Source organism: Klebsiella sp. 54 (assembly GCF_018223875.1).
GTDB lineage: Bacteria > Pseudomonadota > Gammaproteobacteria > Enterobacterales > Enterobacteriaceae > Klebsiella > Klebsiella quasipneumoniae.
Genome location: NZ_JAGRRA010000009.1, coordinates 24,608 through 39,591 on the forward strand (window position 1 = coordinate 24,608; position 14,984 = coordinate 39,591).

General features: G+C 47.5%; 8 protein-coding genes and 3 pseudogenes. 6 read left to right on the forward strand and 5 right to left on the reverse strand.

Annotation, left to right across the window (positions count from 1 at the left end; all coding sequences use genetic code 11):
- Positions 1-485 precede the first annotated feature (485 nt).
- Positions 486-1,619 (reverse strand): annotated as a pseudogene (locus KHQ24_RS18480) (IS3 family transposase).
- 327 nt (positions 1,620-1,946) lie between these two features.
- Here KHQ24_RS18480 and KHQ24_RS18485 point away from each other — a divergent pair.
- From KHQ24_RS18485 to KHQ24_RS18495, 3 genes are read left to right on the forward strand one after another with little or no spacing between them, the layout of a single operon-like run.
- On the forward strand, positions 1,947-2,915 hold the full coding sequence (locus KHQ24_RS18485) for a DNA-methyltransferase (RefSeq protein WP_126494856.1): 969 nt from the start codon (positions 1,947-1,949) through the stop codon (positions 2,913-2,915).
- The gene (locus KHQ24_RS18490; RefSeq protein ID WP_126494854.1) at positions 2,912-4,927 is read left to right on the forward strand and encodes an ATP-binding protein; all 2,016 of its coding nucleotides are present in this window, start codon (positions 2,912-2,914) and stop codon (positions 4,925-4,927) included. The genes KHQ24_RS18485 and KHQ24_RS18490 overlap by 4 nt, the downstream gene beginning before the upstream one ends.
- The gene (locus KHQ24_RS18495; RefSeq protein WP_126494852.1) at positions 4,927-6,315 is read left to right on the forward strand and encodes a hypothetical protein; all 1,389 of its coding nucleotides are present in this window, start codon (positions 4,927-4,929) and stop codon (positions 6,313-6,315) included. Before KHQ24_RS18490 ends, KHQ24_RS18495 begins: the two co-directional genes overlap by 1 nt.
- 258 nt (positions 6,316-6,573) lie before the next feature.
- On the opposite strand, the pseudogene KHQ24_RS18500 reads toward KHQ24_RS18495, so the two are convergent.
- Both KHQ24_RS18500 and KHQ24_RS18505 read right to left on the reverse strand, forming a co-directional pair.
- A pseudogene (locus KHQ24_RS18500) lies at positions 6,574-7,672 on the reverse strand (IS3 family transposase).
- A gap of 118 nt (positions 7,673-7,790) precedes the next feature.
- Positions 7,791-8,660 carry a phosphorothioated DNA-binding restriction endonuclease gene (locus tag KHQ24_RS18505; protein ID WP_211777400.1) on the reverse strand — a complete coding sequence of 290 codons (870 nt, stop codon included), beginning with the start codon at positions 8,658-8,660 and terminating at the stop codon, positions 7,791-7,793.
- Positions 8,661-8,839: 179 nt separating this feature from the next.
- Between KHQ24_RS18505 and KHQ24_RS18510 the strand changes: the two genes are divergently transcribed.
- The gene (locus tag KHQ24_RS18510; RefSeq protein ID WP_211777401.1) at positions 8,840-9,478 is read left to right on the forward strand and encodes an HNH endonuclease; all 639 of its coding nucleotides are present in this window, start codon (positions 8,840-8,842) and stop codon (positions 9,476-9,478) included.
- Positions 9,479-9,560: 82 nt separating this feature from the next.
- Here the strand turns inward: KHQ24_RS18510 and KHQ24_RS18515 are convergent, their stop codons facing one another.
- Positions 9,561-11,240, reverse strand: coding sequence for a glycoside hydrolase family 43 protein (locus KHQ24_RS18515; RefSeq protein ID WP_053810821.1), 1,680 nt, complete (start codon positions 11,238-11,240; stop codon positions 9,561-9,563).
- A gap of 58 nt (positions 11,241-11,298) precedes the next feature.
- Positions 11,299-12,738, reverse strand: coding sequence for an MFS transporter (locus KHQ24_RS18520; RefSeq protein ID WP_072206957.1), 1,440 nt, complete (start codon positions 12,736-12,738; stop codon positions 11,299-11,301).
- 426 nt (positions 12,739-13,164) lie between these two features.
- Here KHQ24_RS18520 and xylA point away from each other — a divergent pair, with 426 nt between their 5' ends.
- A complete protein-coding gene (xylA, locus tag KHQ24_RS18525; RefSeq protein ID WP_211777402.1) occupies positions 13,165-14,484 on the forward strand; it encodes a xylose isomerase in 1,320 nt (439 codons plus the stop codon).
- Positions 14,485-14,814: 330 nt separating this feature from the next.
- Positions 14,815-14,984, forward strand: a pseudogene (locus tag KHQ24_RS18530) (carbohydrate porin); the annotation flags it as partial.

A 14,984-nucleotide genomic window follows, 5' to 3' on the forward strand; every position in this document is an offset into this window, starting at 1 on the left:
CCTTTGTAAAATTTAGAAGTAAAGTCAGGATGCGTATCTTGCCTCAAGAGAAAAGTTCTCCTACTTTACCAGCGAAATCAGTTGATTTTGCCCGAAGAAATATTAATGCTTGGCGTGCGCAGCCCCGCCAGCCTGCCCGTTTCACTTAACGCATGAGTTTTCATTCATTGCCAATTTGTACTCAAGGCCCGTGAATCATGGGGGCTGGGACTAAAATTGACGCACGAAACTCATGCGCTTTCCTGCAGCATAGACATGCACTCTCAGCTTCAGCGGGAAAGTCTGAAAGTCAGCCTAAAAAACCGGCATTTAAGCCGGTTCACGGATCGCTTGAGTCGTCAGACAGGAATTTGCTGACGATTGGAGAGTCTGGACGCTGCACCATATTTTCCGAGCGTATGAGCTGGCTTCTCTGATTGCTCGTTTGCGTTTTCATCCTTGGCCCCAACCTTGAACTGCCCCACACCCGTAGACAAATTCTGTCCTCACGATGGGGCCTGTTCGAAGGCCTCCGGACTGATACCATCGGGATGACTGTGTCGCCGGGCCCGGTTGTAGAACACTTCAATGTAATCGAAGATATCCGCCCGGGCCAGATCCCGGGTTTTGTATATTCTCTTCCTGATGCGTTTTTTTCAGTGAACTGAAGAACGATTCGGCCACCGTATTATCCCAGTAGTTGCCACGCCGGCTCATGCTCGGTGCCAGATTATTGGTCCGGCAGAAGCGCTGCCAGTCGTCACTTCCGTACTGGCTACCCTGATCGCTATGTACAATAACCTCGCCGTCAGGTTTTCGACGCCACACCGCCATCATCAGAGCGTCCAACGCGAGTTCGCGAGAGAGAGTGGGCTTCATCGACCAGCCAACCACGTTACGGGCGAAGAGATCGATAACCACCGCCAGATACAGCCAGCCCTGCCAGGTGCGGATATAAGTAATATCGGTGACCCAGACCTGATTGGCCCGAACAACGGTGAACTGCCGCTGCACGCGATTAGGAGCAACGACTGAAGGCCTGCCAGCGATACGATGTGGCGCTTTATAGCCGCGCACGGCTTTAATCAGGTTCAGTTGCATGATCCGACCCACCCGGTTTTTACCGCAGGTTTCCCCGATTTCGTTCAGATCGCCATGAACCCGCCGGTAACCGTATACGCCTCCGCTTAGGGAATACGAGTCGCGGATAAGCATCAGTAGGCGCTGGTTATCTTTATCACGCGCCGAGACAGGGTTATGCAGCCACGCATAGAACCCGGCCCGGGCGGCATTCAGTACCCGACACATCGTCATGACACCCCATAAAGTGCGGTGCTTACTGATAAAGCGGTACTTCAGTCGGGTTCCCTTGCAAAGTACCGCGTGGCCTTTTTCAGGATATCCCGTTCTTCTTCGGTGCGTTTTAGCTGTGCCCGGAGTTTCAGAATCTCGCTTTTAGCTTCCAGTAAATCCCGGTCATGCTGCTCGCTGTTATCAGGTTTGATAGCCCGTAGCCACTTGTAGATGCTGTGTGCAGAAATGCCCAGACGGTCAGATACTTCGGCTACGGAATAACCGCGTTCCGTTATTTTACGGACGGCTTCTTCCTTAAATTCAGGTGTAAATCGTGGTGTGCCCAAACGCTCCTCCTATGCTCAAACTATAGGGCAGAATCATCTACCGGTGCGGGGTCAGTCCAATGTCGTTACTGCTGTAACGAATTATGATCGACGTCGTAGAATGTACACTCAGATGCGCTATACGGTAGTATTGCGTCTACAAATGCTCAAATACGCTGAAAATCTGAAACATTTAACAGTAAAAGAATTTTGTAAGGGATAGATTTCTCGTGCGAACTTAAGAACCTCACTCCCTTTGATACACTGTGTTACCTAGGCTGAAAGCAGCTGAAGAAACACGGATTTGACTTAGAAAATTTTATAAATTTGCAAGGTATTCAATACCATATGAATCTCTACTATAAAACAGAACTTGGAAAGCTCTATCTTGGGGACTCTCTTGATGTCCTTAATGACGAGGATATTAGTAAATATGTAGGGAAAGTAAATCTTATCGTTACGTCACCGCCTTTCCCATTGAATAATAAGAAAAAATATGGGAATGAGATAGGCGAGGCATACCGAGATTGGTTTAAAAAACTGACACCTGTCTTCAATCAACTCCTTGCTGATGATGGCTCACTTGTCATTGAGATAGGTAATGCCTGGGAACCGGAGAGGCCTGTACAATCAACTTTGCACTTAGAATGTTTGTTTGAAATGACAAAACAGAAGAATTCTGAACTCCGATTAATTCAGGAGTTTATTTGTTATAACCCCGCCAAATTGCCATCTCCTGCTCAATGGGTCACAGTTAATAGGTTGCGTACTGTTGATAGCTATACTCATGTTTGGTGGCTTGCTAAGACTGATTATCCGAAAGCAGATAATAAAAAAGTCTTACGGCCTTATAGTAAAAGTATGCGGAAATTATTAGAGCGCCAAAGTTATAATGCTGGAATGCGTCCATCAGAGCATAATATCAGTGAAAAAGGCTTCCTAAAAGATCATGGTGGAAGCATATCTCACAATTTTTTTGAACTTGAGCCTATAGATGAGTCTCGAGAGGTTCGCTTACCACACAATGTAATGTCTTTCTCAAATGTATCATCTAATGATTTCTTTATTAGGAAATGTAAACAAATGAATATAAAACCACACCCGGCGAGAATGAACAAAGGTATAGTTAACTTCTTTATTGATTTTTTGACGGATGAAAATGATCTTGTATTTGATCCTTTCGGTGGTAGTAATACAACTGGATTTTGTGCCGAATTGAAAAAAAGAAGGTGGTTAGCAATAGAAGCGGATGAAAAATACGCAGAGCAATCAAAAATAAGATTTGAAGACCCTGAATTGAAAAAGGAAATTATATGAATTTAAATGCGTTTTTATCAACAGATTTATTAAAAGAAGGTAGAAATAAGGAACAGTTTGTTGGTCGACCGTTCTATTTATCTTATGATATTGCCAGACTGTTAGTTTGTGATGCTTGGAAAGCCCAAGTTAAAGGAATACCAGCTGGTTGTTTTCTACTTGCTTTTTACGATGGTGAGGATGGTGTTGAAGAGGCTGTACTACTTAGGGCTCTTTCTCAGACAAAACTCCCTACTGATAATGATGTAATATCGTCAATGATAGAATATTACAAAGATAACTTAGATATTTCAGGAAGAGCAGGTAGCTTAAAAGATGGGAAATTAGACGAATTCACACGCTATGAATTTAGTTTCTCTGGTTTAGAATGTAGAGTTCTTGGGGTTTTCTATCGTACACAGTGTGGGAAGATAGAGTTTGGTGCAGACCTTGAGAACTTTTATTCTGCTAATAATTATAGTGTTTACAAGGCCAGTGGTGATGTCCTCGAGTTTATAGTAAATCAACGAGATGATGATGGTATAGTTGGTCAAGCCTCTGATTTTAGAATTGGTAGCGTAAGATATTCGTCTAGCCGTAGACATCAGTCTCAGGAGGAGAATGTTAGCGTATGGGTAAATCCTAAAGATTTTTTAGGTAAAAGATCTGCAATGTTTGGAATGACTCGTACGGGTAAATCGAATACTGTAAAAAAGATAATAGAGGCGACAGAAGAAATTTCAAATAAGGCTAGAACGCTACTTCTTTCCGCTCCCCCAGAAACCCAAGAATTTACCACTTCTGGTAGCCCTTCATTTCCAGTTGGACAGATTATATTTGATGTAAATGGTGAGTATGCTAACGCTAATAGACAAGATTCTGGGACAGCAATATATGACTTGTATAAAGAAAAAGTTGTCAGGTATAGTGTATTAGAGAAAGAAAATGATTTTAAAGTTATGAAGGTTAATTTCTACAAAGAAATTGAAACTGGCTTTAGCTTAATTTGTAATTATCTTAATGAGCAATCTGGTAGCGGTGATTATGTAAATAACTTCATTGCGGTAAATTTGCAGATGCCAGAAAGTGAAGATAAATTTGGCTCTGAATGGACTAGATATACTAGACTTGTTGCTGCGTATAAATGTTGTTTGTTTCGTGCTCATTTTATTCAACCTAATGGTGAGAAAATTTATTTTAAAGGTGCAGCTGATCTTAATAATTCAATTGTAGAGGGGAGGACCATAGATCCAACTAAAGGTTTATCTTTTGATGAGGCATGCCTTTGGTTTGAAAGGGTTTGGGAGCAATATAATGATCTTCAGTATATAAAGGATTATGTTAAAAAAGAAAGTAAAGAATGGGCTAACAATGATCTTAAAGCAATGTTGGTCTTTTTGTCTACATTTAGATCTCCAGGTAAAAAAGGTCAGGTAAGTGGATATAAGAAAATTTTTGTAAAACAATTACATCAATTGCATACAACTAGTATGGAGGAATCTTTTGAAACAGAAATTCCTCGGTTCCTTCAACAAGGAAAGATTGTTATCGTTGACTTGTCACAGGGAGAACCTGTTGTTCAGCGACTATTCTCAGAGAAAATATGTCATTCAACATTTAATTTGGCAATGGATCGATTTATTAAAAACCTACCTAATAATTTCATTCAGTTTTATTTTGAAGAAGCACATAATTTATTTCCTAAGAAAGATGATAAGGATTTAAGTCAAATATATAATCGAATTGCTAAAGAAGGTGCTAAACTACATTTAGGCATGGTTTATGCTACCCAAGAAGTAAGTTCTATTAGTGCAAATATTTTAAAGAATACTCAAAATTGGTTTATCGCTCACTTGAATAACATTGACGAGACGAAAGAGTTAGAAAAATATTATGACTTTAAGGATTTTACACAATCATTGGTCAGATTTTCTGCAACTAATGACAAAGGATTTGTCCGTATGAAGACGTACACGAACCCTTTTATTGTTCCAGTTCAAATTGACCGATTCTTGGCTAATAAGGGCATGTGATGAGCTATAATGCAAAAGGTAATCGCCCATTTGAGTGGGCTAGTAAATCTCAACATACTCATATAATTAATGATCCTTATGTACAAAACTTGATGAGAAGATGTAAGTTTCCATCTACTAATGAAGAGTCGAAAAATGATGTTCTAGAGCACTCTTTCGCAATAAATACAGGGTCATCAAGAGATGTAGCGACAATCATAGCTGTAGATGGAGGTTATACTGAGGTTACTGTTAGAAAAAACTATCCAAGTTCGAAAGTAGCCTTCTTTCAGTTCGGAGGATTGGAGTTCAGTTTAGATGACTTAAAACAGTTAGGTGATTCTCCATTTATCCATCCTGAAAAAATGGAAAAATTTAAAAAACTAGCAAGATTTAAACTTGCTATTCCTACAAAAGCAACTTCTTTAGACTCTCTTTCAATGGTCGACTCTATTAGAATACCTATAATTGAGTTTTTTAATGAGAATAGAGATGGTAAAAAATACATAGATACACTTAAGTGGTTGGTTTTTCATGAATTCAAAAAGAAGAGTATAGATTGTGACTTTTCTCTTTCCAATATAACATTTGGGAGTTTGCCTAAGCGCAATGGAGAGGTCTTTGAAAATGTTATTGTTAATAAAGATAGTATCGATGCTCAAGGGTATTTCGTTTATGGTGGAGAGTCATTTAATCTTATTGATATTTTAAGATTTCATGAGGTTGTAGATGAGGAATTAGGGGCTAGCGGTATTTTAGGATATTTGACGAATGTGATTGAACATATAATTATTGTTCATTGTATAAAAGAAATTGTTACTCGAAAACCTTCATTTTTAAAACGCTTCCTTTTTATTAAGGATGGCCCTTTAGGTTTCTTTGGACAAACGGCAAAATTGCACAAGGATATGAGGGAGTTATGTAATTTATATATTGATGAGTATTCGCTAAAATTAGTCGGCTTAGAAAAATCAGGTTCTTTTGTTGAACATGCAGAACAAATCTCTTCTGGAGGTAGTGCTTGTTTGCTAAAAGGTCAAGCGCTGCCACTTTTTAATAATTATATTTATAAACATATCCTTCCCGGTCCATCCACTGAAGAAGAATTAGATAAAGTCCCTCCATATGCATCAACTTCTTATTACAGCGGGAAGTTGATTTATCGTAGTAAATCGGATAGGGTTTGGGTCTTAACTATACCTATTAAAAATAGTGAGGAAATTAAAAAGTTGAATAGAACTTCATTTTCTAATTTAGATGAAATTCTTAATGTTGTTGAACATCTTAAGTGTGATATGTATGAGAATGCTATTGTACCTATCGCGTTAGTTAATCAGTTAGTATCTCTTGCAAATCACCCATCTTCTAATATGTTGGAAAAATTTGCCATTCAGTCAATGAACGAATGAATGCGCTAAATATTAGATGTGAAGGTGAGCTGATTTTCACCTTCATATTTTTTTAAAATAATTAATTAAATATCGTTTTCTGTAGATTTTTTGGAATATTTATTATAACTATTGCTTATGCACAATAATCCACCCCCAGCCTTCCCCCACTATTCTTTGGCACCTTAACCCTACCCGTCAGCGCCCCATTCACCGCCACACCAACCTGACCCTGGCCCAAAATCAGTGACCCTGGCCCAAAATCAGTGCAGTGCTAAATCAGAGACCTTCGTCTTTCCGGAGACTTCGGATGAATTCAGCCGGAGTCATGTCATTTAATGATGAATGCATTCTTTCATGATTATATTCCCTGCGCCAGTTGTCGAGTTTGTCCTGCGCATCTTCCAGCGAGAGAAACCAGTGAATGTTCAGGCATTCATCCCGCAGACTGCCGTTAAATGATTCAATAAACGGGTTATCCGTTGGTTTTCCGGGGCGGGAGAAGTCCATTGTGACCCCGTGCTCATACGCCCATTTATCCAGACTTTTCGAAATAAACTCGCTGCCGTTATCTGTCTGAATACGTACCGGCAGGCGCTTGCCCAGCACCCGCAACCTTTCCATCACACCGACCACATCCTCACCTTTCAGCGACTTTCCGGCATGGATCGCCACACACTCCCGACTAAAATTATCCACTACAGTCAGCGCCCGGAAACGTCGTCCGTTAAACAGGTTATCCGACACGAAATCCATACTCCAGCACTGATCGACTCCGGTCAGGACCGGAAGTTGCTGACGATGTGCTGCACTGACATGCCTGCGGGGGCGCTTTCTGCGCAGGTTGAGGCCTTCCAGACAGTAAATTCGGTGTGTTTTCTTGTGGTTAACAGGCCAGCCTTCCCGCCGCAGCTGAATATGAATACGCGGTCAATCGTAGCGGATCCGGGTTTCCGCTATTTCCCGGATATGCAGGGTTATCGCCAGATCATCCCGCCGGCTCTGCCAGTGGTAAACGGTTCTGCTCTGCATCAGCAGTCCGCATCCCCGTCGGACACTGATACGGTAAGCCTGCCGCAGAAAATGCACCGCCTGACGCTTCTGAGCCGGCCTCAGAACTTTTTTTGATAACTTCCTGCAGCATCTCCTTGTCCAGACTTAAATCGGCCACCAGACGTTTCAGACGCTGATTCTCTTCCTCAAGCTGGCGCAGGCGGCGCAGCTCTGTCACGCCCGTGCCGCCAAACTTTTTCTTCCAGTTGTAAAATGTGGCTTCAGAAATGCCCATCTTTCTGCAGACTTCCTCCACCCGAGTGCCGGTTTCGGCCTGTTTCAGCGCAAATGCTATCTGTTCTTCGGTATAGCGGGTCTTTTTCATGGCGATGTGCCTCTCTGTGAGATGGAAGAAAGACCGGAGACTTCAGTTTAGCCTGGCACTGTTTTCAGGGAGGAGATCAGGAGGAGATCAGAGGAGATCAGTTACACACCATACTCCCTCACCCCCTGAACACCTCCCGCCGGTGCCATGCCACAAACCCTTCCTGCGGATAGCATTCTTTCCCCTGCGGCAAGGTAATCGGCTTACCATCAAAATCCCAGAACAGCCTGCCAACGATGCCTCCGCCGTTCACCGCCGGCGAAACCTGGATGCGCATATCCTCATCCAGACCAATGGATCCTTTATCAAAGGCCTTATGGTGAATCGCGCAGAGCGCCAGGCCGTTAGGGATTTCGCAGGGGCCGCCGTGTTGCTTCCATTTGATATGAGCCGCTTCCAGGGCGACGGAGGTATTATCATGGCGCATATTGAAGCCGCAGATCGCGCACTCATAGTTATAGGCGCGCAGCACCTGCTGGCGAAAATGTGGGTCGCGCTCTTTACGGATCTGCTGCAGATCAAACCCCATCTCTTCTGCCAGTTCTTCCTGAATACTCTCCGGGAAATGCGCTTCGAGGATCTGATGGGCGAGAGTATTGATCAGCTTCTTATTTCTGTTGAGTAGCGCAAAATGCGGCTCATCGAAGCCGCCGGCGACGTGGCAGAGCTCCAGCTCTTTGCCGGGCGGCTGTCGGCTGCCCTGGGTTGAACACTGTTCGCTGTTGTGCAGCTCCCAGAAGCCGTCGCCTTTCAGGCGCCAAAAGGGCATGTCCGGCCGGTACTGGCGGCGCTGCGGGCCAAAGCGTTCCAGCAGGCTATGCAGCTCATCGCGTATCTCTGAGGCGTAGTCGAACATCCGCACATGGCCGCGCTGGTACTGTGAGAGGACGTACAGCAGCAGCAGTGGCTTATGCGGTGCACGCTGTTCGCCTTTGCGCCAGATGGTGATGTTCTCGATCGCGTGTTGCAGGGTCGTGCTGGAGGGCATAGCGTTACATTGGCAGCTAAATAAATGCGATGATGCTCGCAAAATCCTTGCCGATCAACCTACCAGATGCGGCGATTCTACGTGGATCGCTATTTAACTATCACTGCCAGTTATTTGTTCGAAAAGCCCATAGCTTTCTATTTATACTCAAGCTTCGCGCCATCAGATAGCTATGTCTTATGAAAAAACTACCGGACCATTTATCCAAGGAATGCATCATCGCCGCCATTCGCGCTTACGATGCAGGCGTTGCGCATCAGTTTAAAAGCGCGCGTCTGTATGAGATCGAGTTTGAGGGGCGTCGGTATCCTTCAAAAGCCATCGTCGGGTTAGCGGCCACGCTTGCGACAGGCACGGAATTTACCCCGGCGGATTTCAGCGGGGGGATTAAATCCAAATGCGTGCGTCTGTTACTGGAGCAAGGATTTACGATCGCGTCGCAGGGCGCTGGCGATGACGAGGCTGCGCTTTTCCCCGATGAGGGGCAGACGACCATGGAGTACGTGGAAGGGGCGGCGATGCAGGTGGTGATCAATCGCTATGAGCGCGACCGTCAGGCTCGTCAGGCGGCGCTTCGCCTGCACGGCTGCCGGTGTCAGGTATGCGGTCTGGATATGGCCAGCCGCTATGGCGATATCGGCCAGGGCTTTATCCATATCCACCATCTCATTCCGCTGTCCGGGATAAAGCAGGACTACCGTCTGAACCCAGAAACCGATCTGATCCCGGTATGTCCCAACTGCCATGCAATGCTGCACCGGCGAGATCCGCCGTTTACTCCCGAAGAGCTGAAGGCCCGGCTGCGCCCTGCAGACTGACATCCGACAGCGCTCGCTTTAATTACATCAAACACACTACTAACCCCACGCTACCTTACCGGTAGCGTGGGCTCACACACTCTTACTTATCCCGCGTCTCGCCAGCCTCCCAGCTGTAGCTGCCATCGGCCGCTAACCTATCGCCCAGTTCCTGATACTCGAACTGATAAAACTCAGCCTGGGTGCCGTACCCGGCGTAGTCTACCGCCGCCAGGCCGACGAACGCCCCGGTAAAGAACCCTCCGTAGCTCTGCAACACATAGTCATCGGACAGCACTGCGGCATCCAGCTGGACCGGGATCTCGGTGAAGGTCACGCCATCGAAGCTGTATTCATAGCTGTAGGTCTGCTTGCGGACTTTGGTCCGGAACCAGACGTATTCCACGCCGTCCGGCACCTTGATGGCGTTATCTTTCAGGTACGATGTGTATTTCCCGCGGTTATTTTCGCCGACTTCGATGACCTTGCCGTTAATTTCATTCCAGGTCAGGAAGACAAAGCTCCAGTGGCGGTCGTTATAGTAATTCGTTAACCCGGCCATCTGCTGATAGCTGAAGGGCTCGAATTTCACCTTCACCGCGGCGTCAAAATAGAAGGCCTGCCAGCGGCGGGCAATCAGCGACAGGTCATGCGTATTGGCTAACGAACCCTGACCGATTAAGGTTAATTTGCCGTTGCCGGTGGTGCCCATTTTGGCCGTAAACGGCACCCGCAGGGTATTCCAGTTCGGGTCGAGCGCTGGCGACGTAAAGTCATCCTGCTGGCTGTTATCGCTGGCGCTTTCGGTGAAGATGGCGTCTTTCGGCCCTTCGACGAAGGTCTTCCCGCCGTGACCGCCTTCAATACGCGGCCAGCCCTCATCGTCCCAGTACACTTTCTGGATCGAGGTTTCCCGGCCGAGGGTTGACCAGCCGCGCGGGTCGTAGATGGATTCCCCCGGGCGATTCCACGGCCGGGCGCAGAGCGAGGCGTAATACCATTCGCCTTCCGGAGTGGAGACCAGCGCGCCATGGCCCTGTTTCTGGATGTAGCTGTCCGGGGTATCGACGTTGGTTAAGAACACGTCACCCGGTTCGGTTTCGAAGCTGTCGGCCTCGAGGGTTTTCGACCGCGCCACCACCTCCTGGTGGGTAAACACGGTGCCGCCCTGGGCGGCAAACAGATAGTAGTAGCCGTTCAGTTTATAGAGGTGCGGCCCCTCGACCAGCGCCACGGCGGTGCCGCGGTAAATGGTGCGCGCGGTTTCCGGCATTAACTTCAGCGTGTTGGTATCCAGCTCCGTTAAGGTAATGCCATCGAAGGGGTGATGGTACTCCCGGTGATCCCAGGTTTGCTGGACGATATATTTCCGGCCATCGTCGTCATGGAACAGCGAGGCGTCAAACCCGACGCCGTTCAGCTTGATCGGGTCGCTCCACGGGCCCCGAATATCCTTTGCGGTGGTCAGATAGTTGGTCATGTCTTTGAAGGCGCCTTCGGTGACCTTCACATCGGTATACACCAACCAGAATTGCCCATCGGCCCAGGAGAGCGCCGGCGCCCAAATGCCGCCGGAGGAGGGGTTGCCCTTCATGTCCAGCAGGGTGGTGGTGGAGAGCGGCGAAGGCAGCAGGTTCCAGTTTTTCAGGTCTTTCGACTCATGTAAACGCACGCCCGGGAACCACTCAAACGTCGAGTTGGCAATATAGTACGTATCCTCGACGCGAATAATACTGGGGTCGGCATTAAAGCCGCGTAATATCGGGTTTTGAATAAGTGACATTTCATTACACCTTTTAAAATGGAAAGTGACGAATCGGTCTGATTTATAATTTTTTTAACTACACGCGGATCTCATCCAGCTGACGGTTGATGTCGGTAACATGTTTATCGGAGATCGGATAAACCTGCATGATCACCATCGAAATAGCGGCCAGCGCAATCGGGATCCACACCGCGGTCATAATGATCCCGTCGATGGCGCTGGCGCTCTGCACGGCGCCGCTTTCATTAAATCCATACACCGCCAGTAGCCACAGCGGGATCGCGCCGCCGATGGTGAAGCCGATCTTGAAGAAGAGTCCCATAATGGCATTGATAATGGCGGCATTGCGTTTGCCAGATTTTAATTCGCCATACGCGATGACTTCCGGTACCAGCGCCCACATAAAGCCGGTGGCGGAGGTTAAGCCCCACTGTTTAATAAAGGTGGCGATATAGGCCAGCCACAGGGCGTCGTGCATCCCTTCACGGGACCATACGTAGGTCAGCAGTTCGCCGACGATGAACATGGCGAGGAACAGATGGAAGAAGCCTTTTTTACCAAAGATTTTTTTCAGTTTCGGCCAGAAAATCGGGAAGGCGATGCCGGGAATAGACGCGACGAGACCCACCGCGCCCATCCATTCGGAGTGGCCGACGACGTACTGGTTGAAGAAGCCGTTAACGGTGTTCATAAAGAACATGAAGGTAAAGGCCAGCATAAAGAACATGCCGAGAATAACCAGCGGGCGGTTATGTCTGAGCTCGTGGAAAAGGTCGGTAGTTTTGACGTTGGCGGTCTGCTCGGCGGTCGCGACAACGCGTTCTTTGGTGAATTTATAACAGATAAACAGGGCCACCGCGCCGATGATCATATAGATGGCGTACACGCCGAACCAGGCGTAGTTCGCCGACGGATCGGTATAGTTGCCCAGATTCAGCTCAAGGCCGAAAAAGCCGGTGTCCTTCAGGCTACGATCTTTCGGCGCCGCCATCTGCACAAACATCGGGAACAGGGTATAGACCAGCAGGTTGGCGCTGTTGGCCAGCATCATGCGGGTACTGGTCAGCTTATCGATCGATTCCGGGTCGCGGGTCAGCGACGCATTCAGCGAGCCATAGGGAATATTGACTAAGGAATAAACCAGGTCCAGCGCCAGATAAATAATAAAGGCGAAAGCCACCGAACCTTTCACTCCGGGGATGGGCGCGAACAGTAATGCCGACAGGATCACCAGCGGCACGCCGGCTCGTAACAGCCAGGGGCGATATTTTCCTGCCTTCGAGGTTCGTTTATCCACGTAGGTTCCGACCATCGGATCCCAAAACACATTAATGATGCGGACAAAAAGAAAAATAAAGCCTGCCGTTGCCGTGCTGATGGTATTTACCGTCAGCATATGCAAAGCCAGAAAACCCCCAATGGTGCCGAAAACCAGGTTTTGCGCAAAGTCGCCCATGCCATAACCAATTCGTTCTCCGCGGGTTAATTTATGATATTCATCATGCCGACTGTGCATTATGTTTTTACTCATTCTAAGCAGACTCCGGTTTGTTTTGTGTAGGTGAAACACTTTCTGACACAGTTGACCTGGAAGAATCTATTACGTTTTTAAATTAAGTAATTATGTTTTTTTACTTCTGTGATCCTCGAAGCAAAGGCCTGTATCACCTGCGTTGAATCGTTATCCGCCGCTAATTTTCTGACAGATATGCAATGTGACAAAACCGGCATTTTAATTCGCTATGTTCACCTGAATTCCCCAGGAAGTGTACGCTATACGCGCGCGAAGCGAGATATTTAAAATAGTTTTATTTGCGAGATGGCTCACATTTGAGCATTTTCTCAATCGCCGAGTGAAATAACGTAATTGAGCAACCGACGATGAGAATACACGATGTGTCACAGTTGTTAATTTTCCTGTTTCTCAATTTCGGAGTTCATCATGCAAACCTATTTCGACCAGCTCGAACGCGTTCGCTTTGCCGGACCCAAAACCGATAATCCGCTGGCGTTTCGCCACTATAATCCGGATGAAATCGTGCTGGGAAAACGCATGGCAGATCATCTGCGTTTTGCCGCCTGTTATTGGCATAACTTCTGCTGGAATGGCGCGGATATGTTTGGCGCCGGCTCGTTTGAGCGTCCCTGGCAGGCCGCGGGCGATGCGCTGGAAATGGCCAAACGCAAAGCGGACGTGGCGTTTGAATTTTTCTATAAGCTCAACGTGCCGTATTACTGCTTCCACGATGTCGACGTCTCGCCAGAAGGCGCGTCGCTGAAAGAGTATTTGCATAATTTCGCCGTGATGACCGAAGTGCTGGCGGAGAAACAGCAGCAAACCGGCGTGAAACTGCTGTGGGGCACCGCCAACTGCTTTACCCACCCGCGCTACGGCGCCGGGGCGGCGACCAACCCCGATCCGGAGGTGTTTGCCTGGGCGGCCACGCAAGTGGTGACCGCCATGAACGCCACCCACCAGCTCGGCGGCGAAAACTATGTGCTGTGGGGCGGCCGCGAAGGTTACGAGTCGCTGTTGAATACCGATCTGCGCCAGGAGCGCGAGCAGATTGGCCGCTTCCTGCAGATGGTGGTGGAGCACAAGCATAAGATTGGCTTTGGCGGCACGCTGCTTATCGAGCCGAAACCGCAGGAGCCCACCAAGCATCAATACGATTACGATGTCGCGACGGTGTATGGCTTCCTGAAGCAGTTTGGTCTGGAAAATGAGATCAAGGTGAACATTGAAGCCAACCACGCCACCCTGGCGGGGCACTCTTTCCATCATGAAATCGCCAGCGCCATCGCGCTGGGCATTTTCGGCTCCGTTGACGCCAACCGCGGCGATGCGCAGCTCGGCTGGGATACCGATCAGTTCCCGAACAGCGTGGAAGAAAATACTCTGGTGATGTACGAGATCCTCAAAGCCGGGGGATTCACCACCGGCGGCCTGAACTTTGACGCCAAAGTTCGCCGGCAAAGCACCGACAAATACGACATGTTCTATGGCCATATTGGCGCCATGGACGTGATGGCGCTGTCCCTCAAGCTGGCCGCGCGCATGATTGAGGATGGCAAGCTCGATCGGGCTCTGGCAAAACGCTATGCCGGCTGGCAGGGCGAGCTGGGGCAACAAATTATGGCCGGCCGCATGTCGCTGGATAATATTGCCCGGTACGCTGAGCAGCATAATCTGAATCCGCAGCATCACAGCGGGCGTCAGGAATTACTCGAAAATCTCGTCAATACCTATATCTTTGGTTAAATTTGGCTGATATGCCCCTGCGGGGGCATATATTCCGCCATCTGCCCGCTGCCAGGAAATAGCGTTTATTGGTTCGTGTTGTATTTATGCTGTCTGCGCCGCAAGGCTATCTGTTTGACTGTCTATAGATGAACAATCCGCTGTGCGGATGGTTCTGCTATTGTGCCACCTGTTTAATATTAGTGAAGGAGGAAGAGTCGCGATAATTGTGTAATGCCTCTGTGACCGTACAAAATAAAAAATAACTTGTTCTGATGATAGCGACATATTCTGTCAGCTCAGAATAGGCTGGTTATTGTCTGAATAAAATTAACCTATATTGAGAAACTCATGACAATGATAAAAAAAACTTCCATTAACCATGGCGGTTATCGCCGCGTTTTTTCCGCTTACCTCTGTAATGGCGCAAGAATTTACTCAGGAACAGATCGACGCCATCGTCGCCAAAGCCGTTGATAAAGCGCTGGCCGACCGCCAGGCGAAAATCGACGCCGCGGCCG

Excerpts from the sequence above, each read along its gene's own strand:
- KHQ24_RS18485 (WP_126494856.1), top strand. The coding sequence starts at position 1,947 with ATGAATCTCTACTATAAAACAGAACTTGGAAAGCTCTATCTTGGGGAC.
- KHQ24_RS18490 (WP_126494854.1), top strand. The coding sequence starts at position 2,912 with ATGAATTTAAATGCGTTTTTATCAACAGATTTATTAAAAGAAGGTAGA.
- KHQ24_RS18495 (WP_126494852.1), top strand. The coding sequence starts at position 4,927 with ATGAGCTATAATGCAAAAGGTAATCGCCCATTTGAGTGGGCTAGTAAA.
- KHQ24_RS18505 (WP_211777400.1), bottom strand. The coding sequence starts at position 8,660 with ATGCCCTCCAGCACGACCCTGCAACACGCGATCGAGAACATCACCATC.
- KHQ24_RS18510 (WP_211777401.1), top strand. The coding sequence starts at position 8,840 with ATGAAAAAACTACCGGACCATTTATCCAAGGAATGCATCATCGCCGCC.
- KHQ24_RS18515 (WP_053810821.1), bottom strand. The coding sequence starts at position 11,240 with ATGTCACTTATTCAAAACCCGATATTACGCGGCTTTAATGCCGACCCC.
- KHQ24_RS18520 (WP_072206957.1), bottom strand. The coding sequence starts at position 12,738 with ATGCACAGTCGGCATGATGAATATCATAAATTAACCCGCGGAGAACGA.
- xylA (WP_211777402.1), top strand. The coding sequence starts at position 13,165 with ATGCAAACCTATTTCGACCAGCTCGAACGCGTTCGCTTTGCCGGACCC.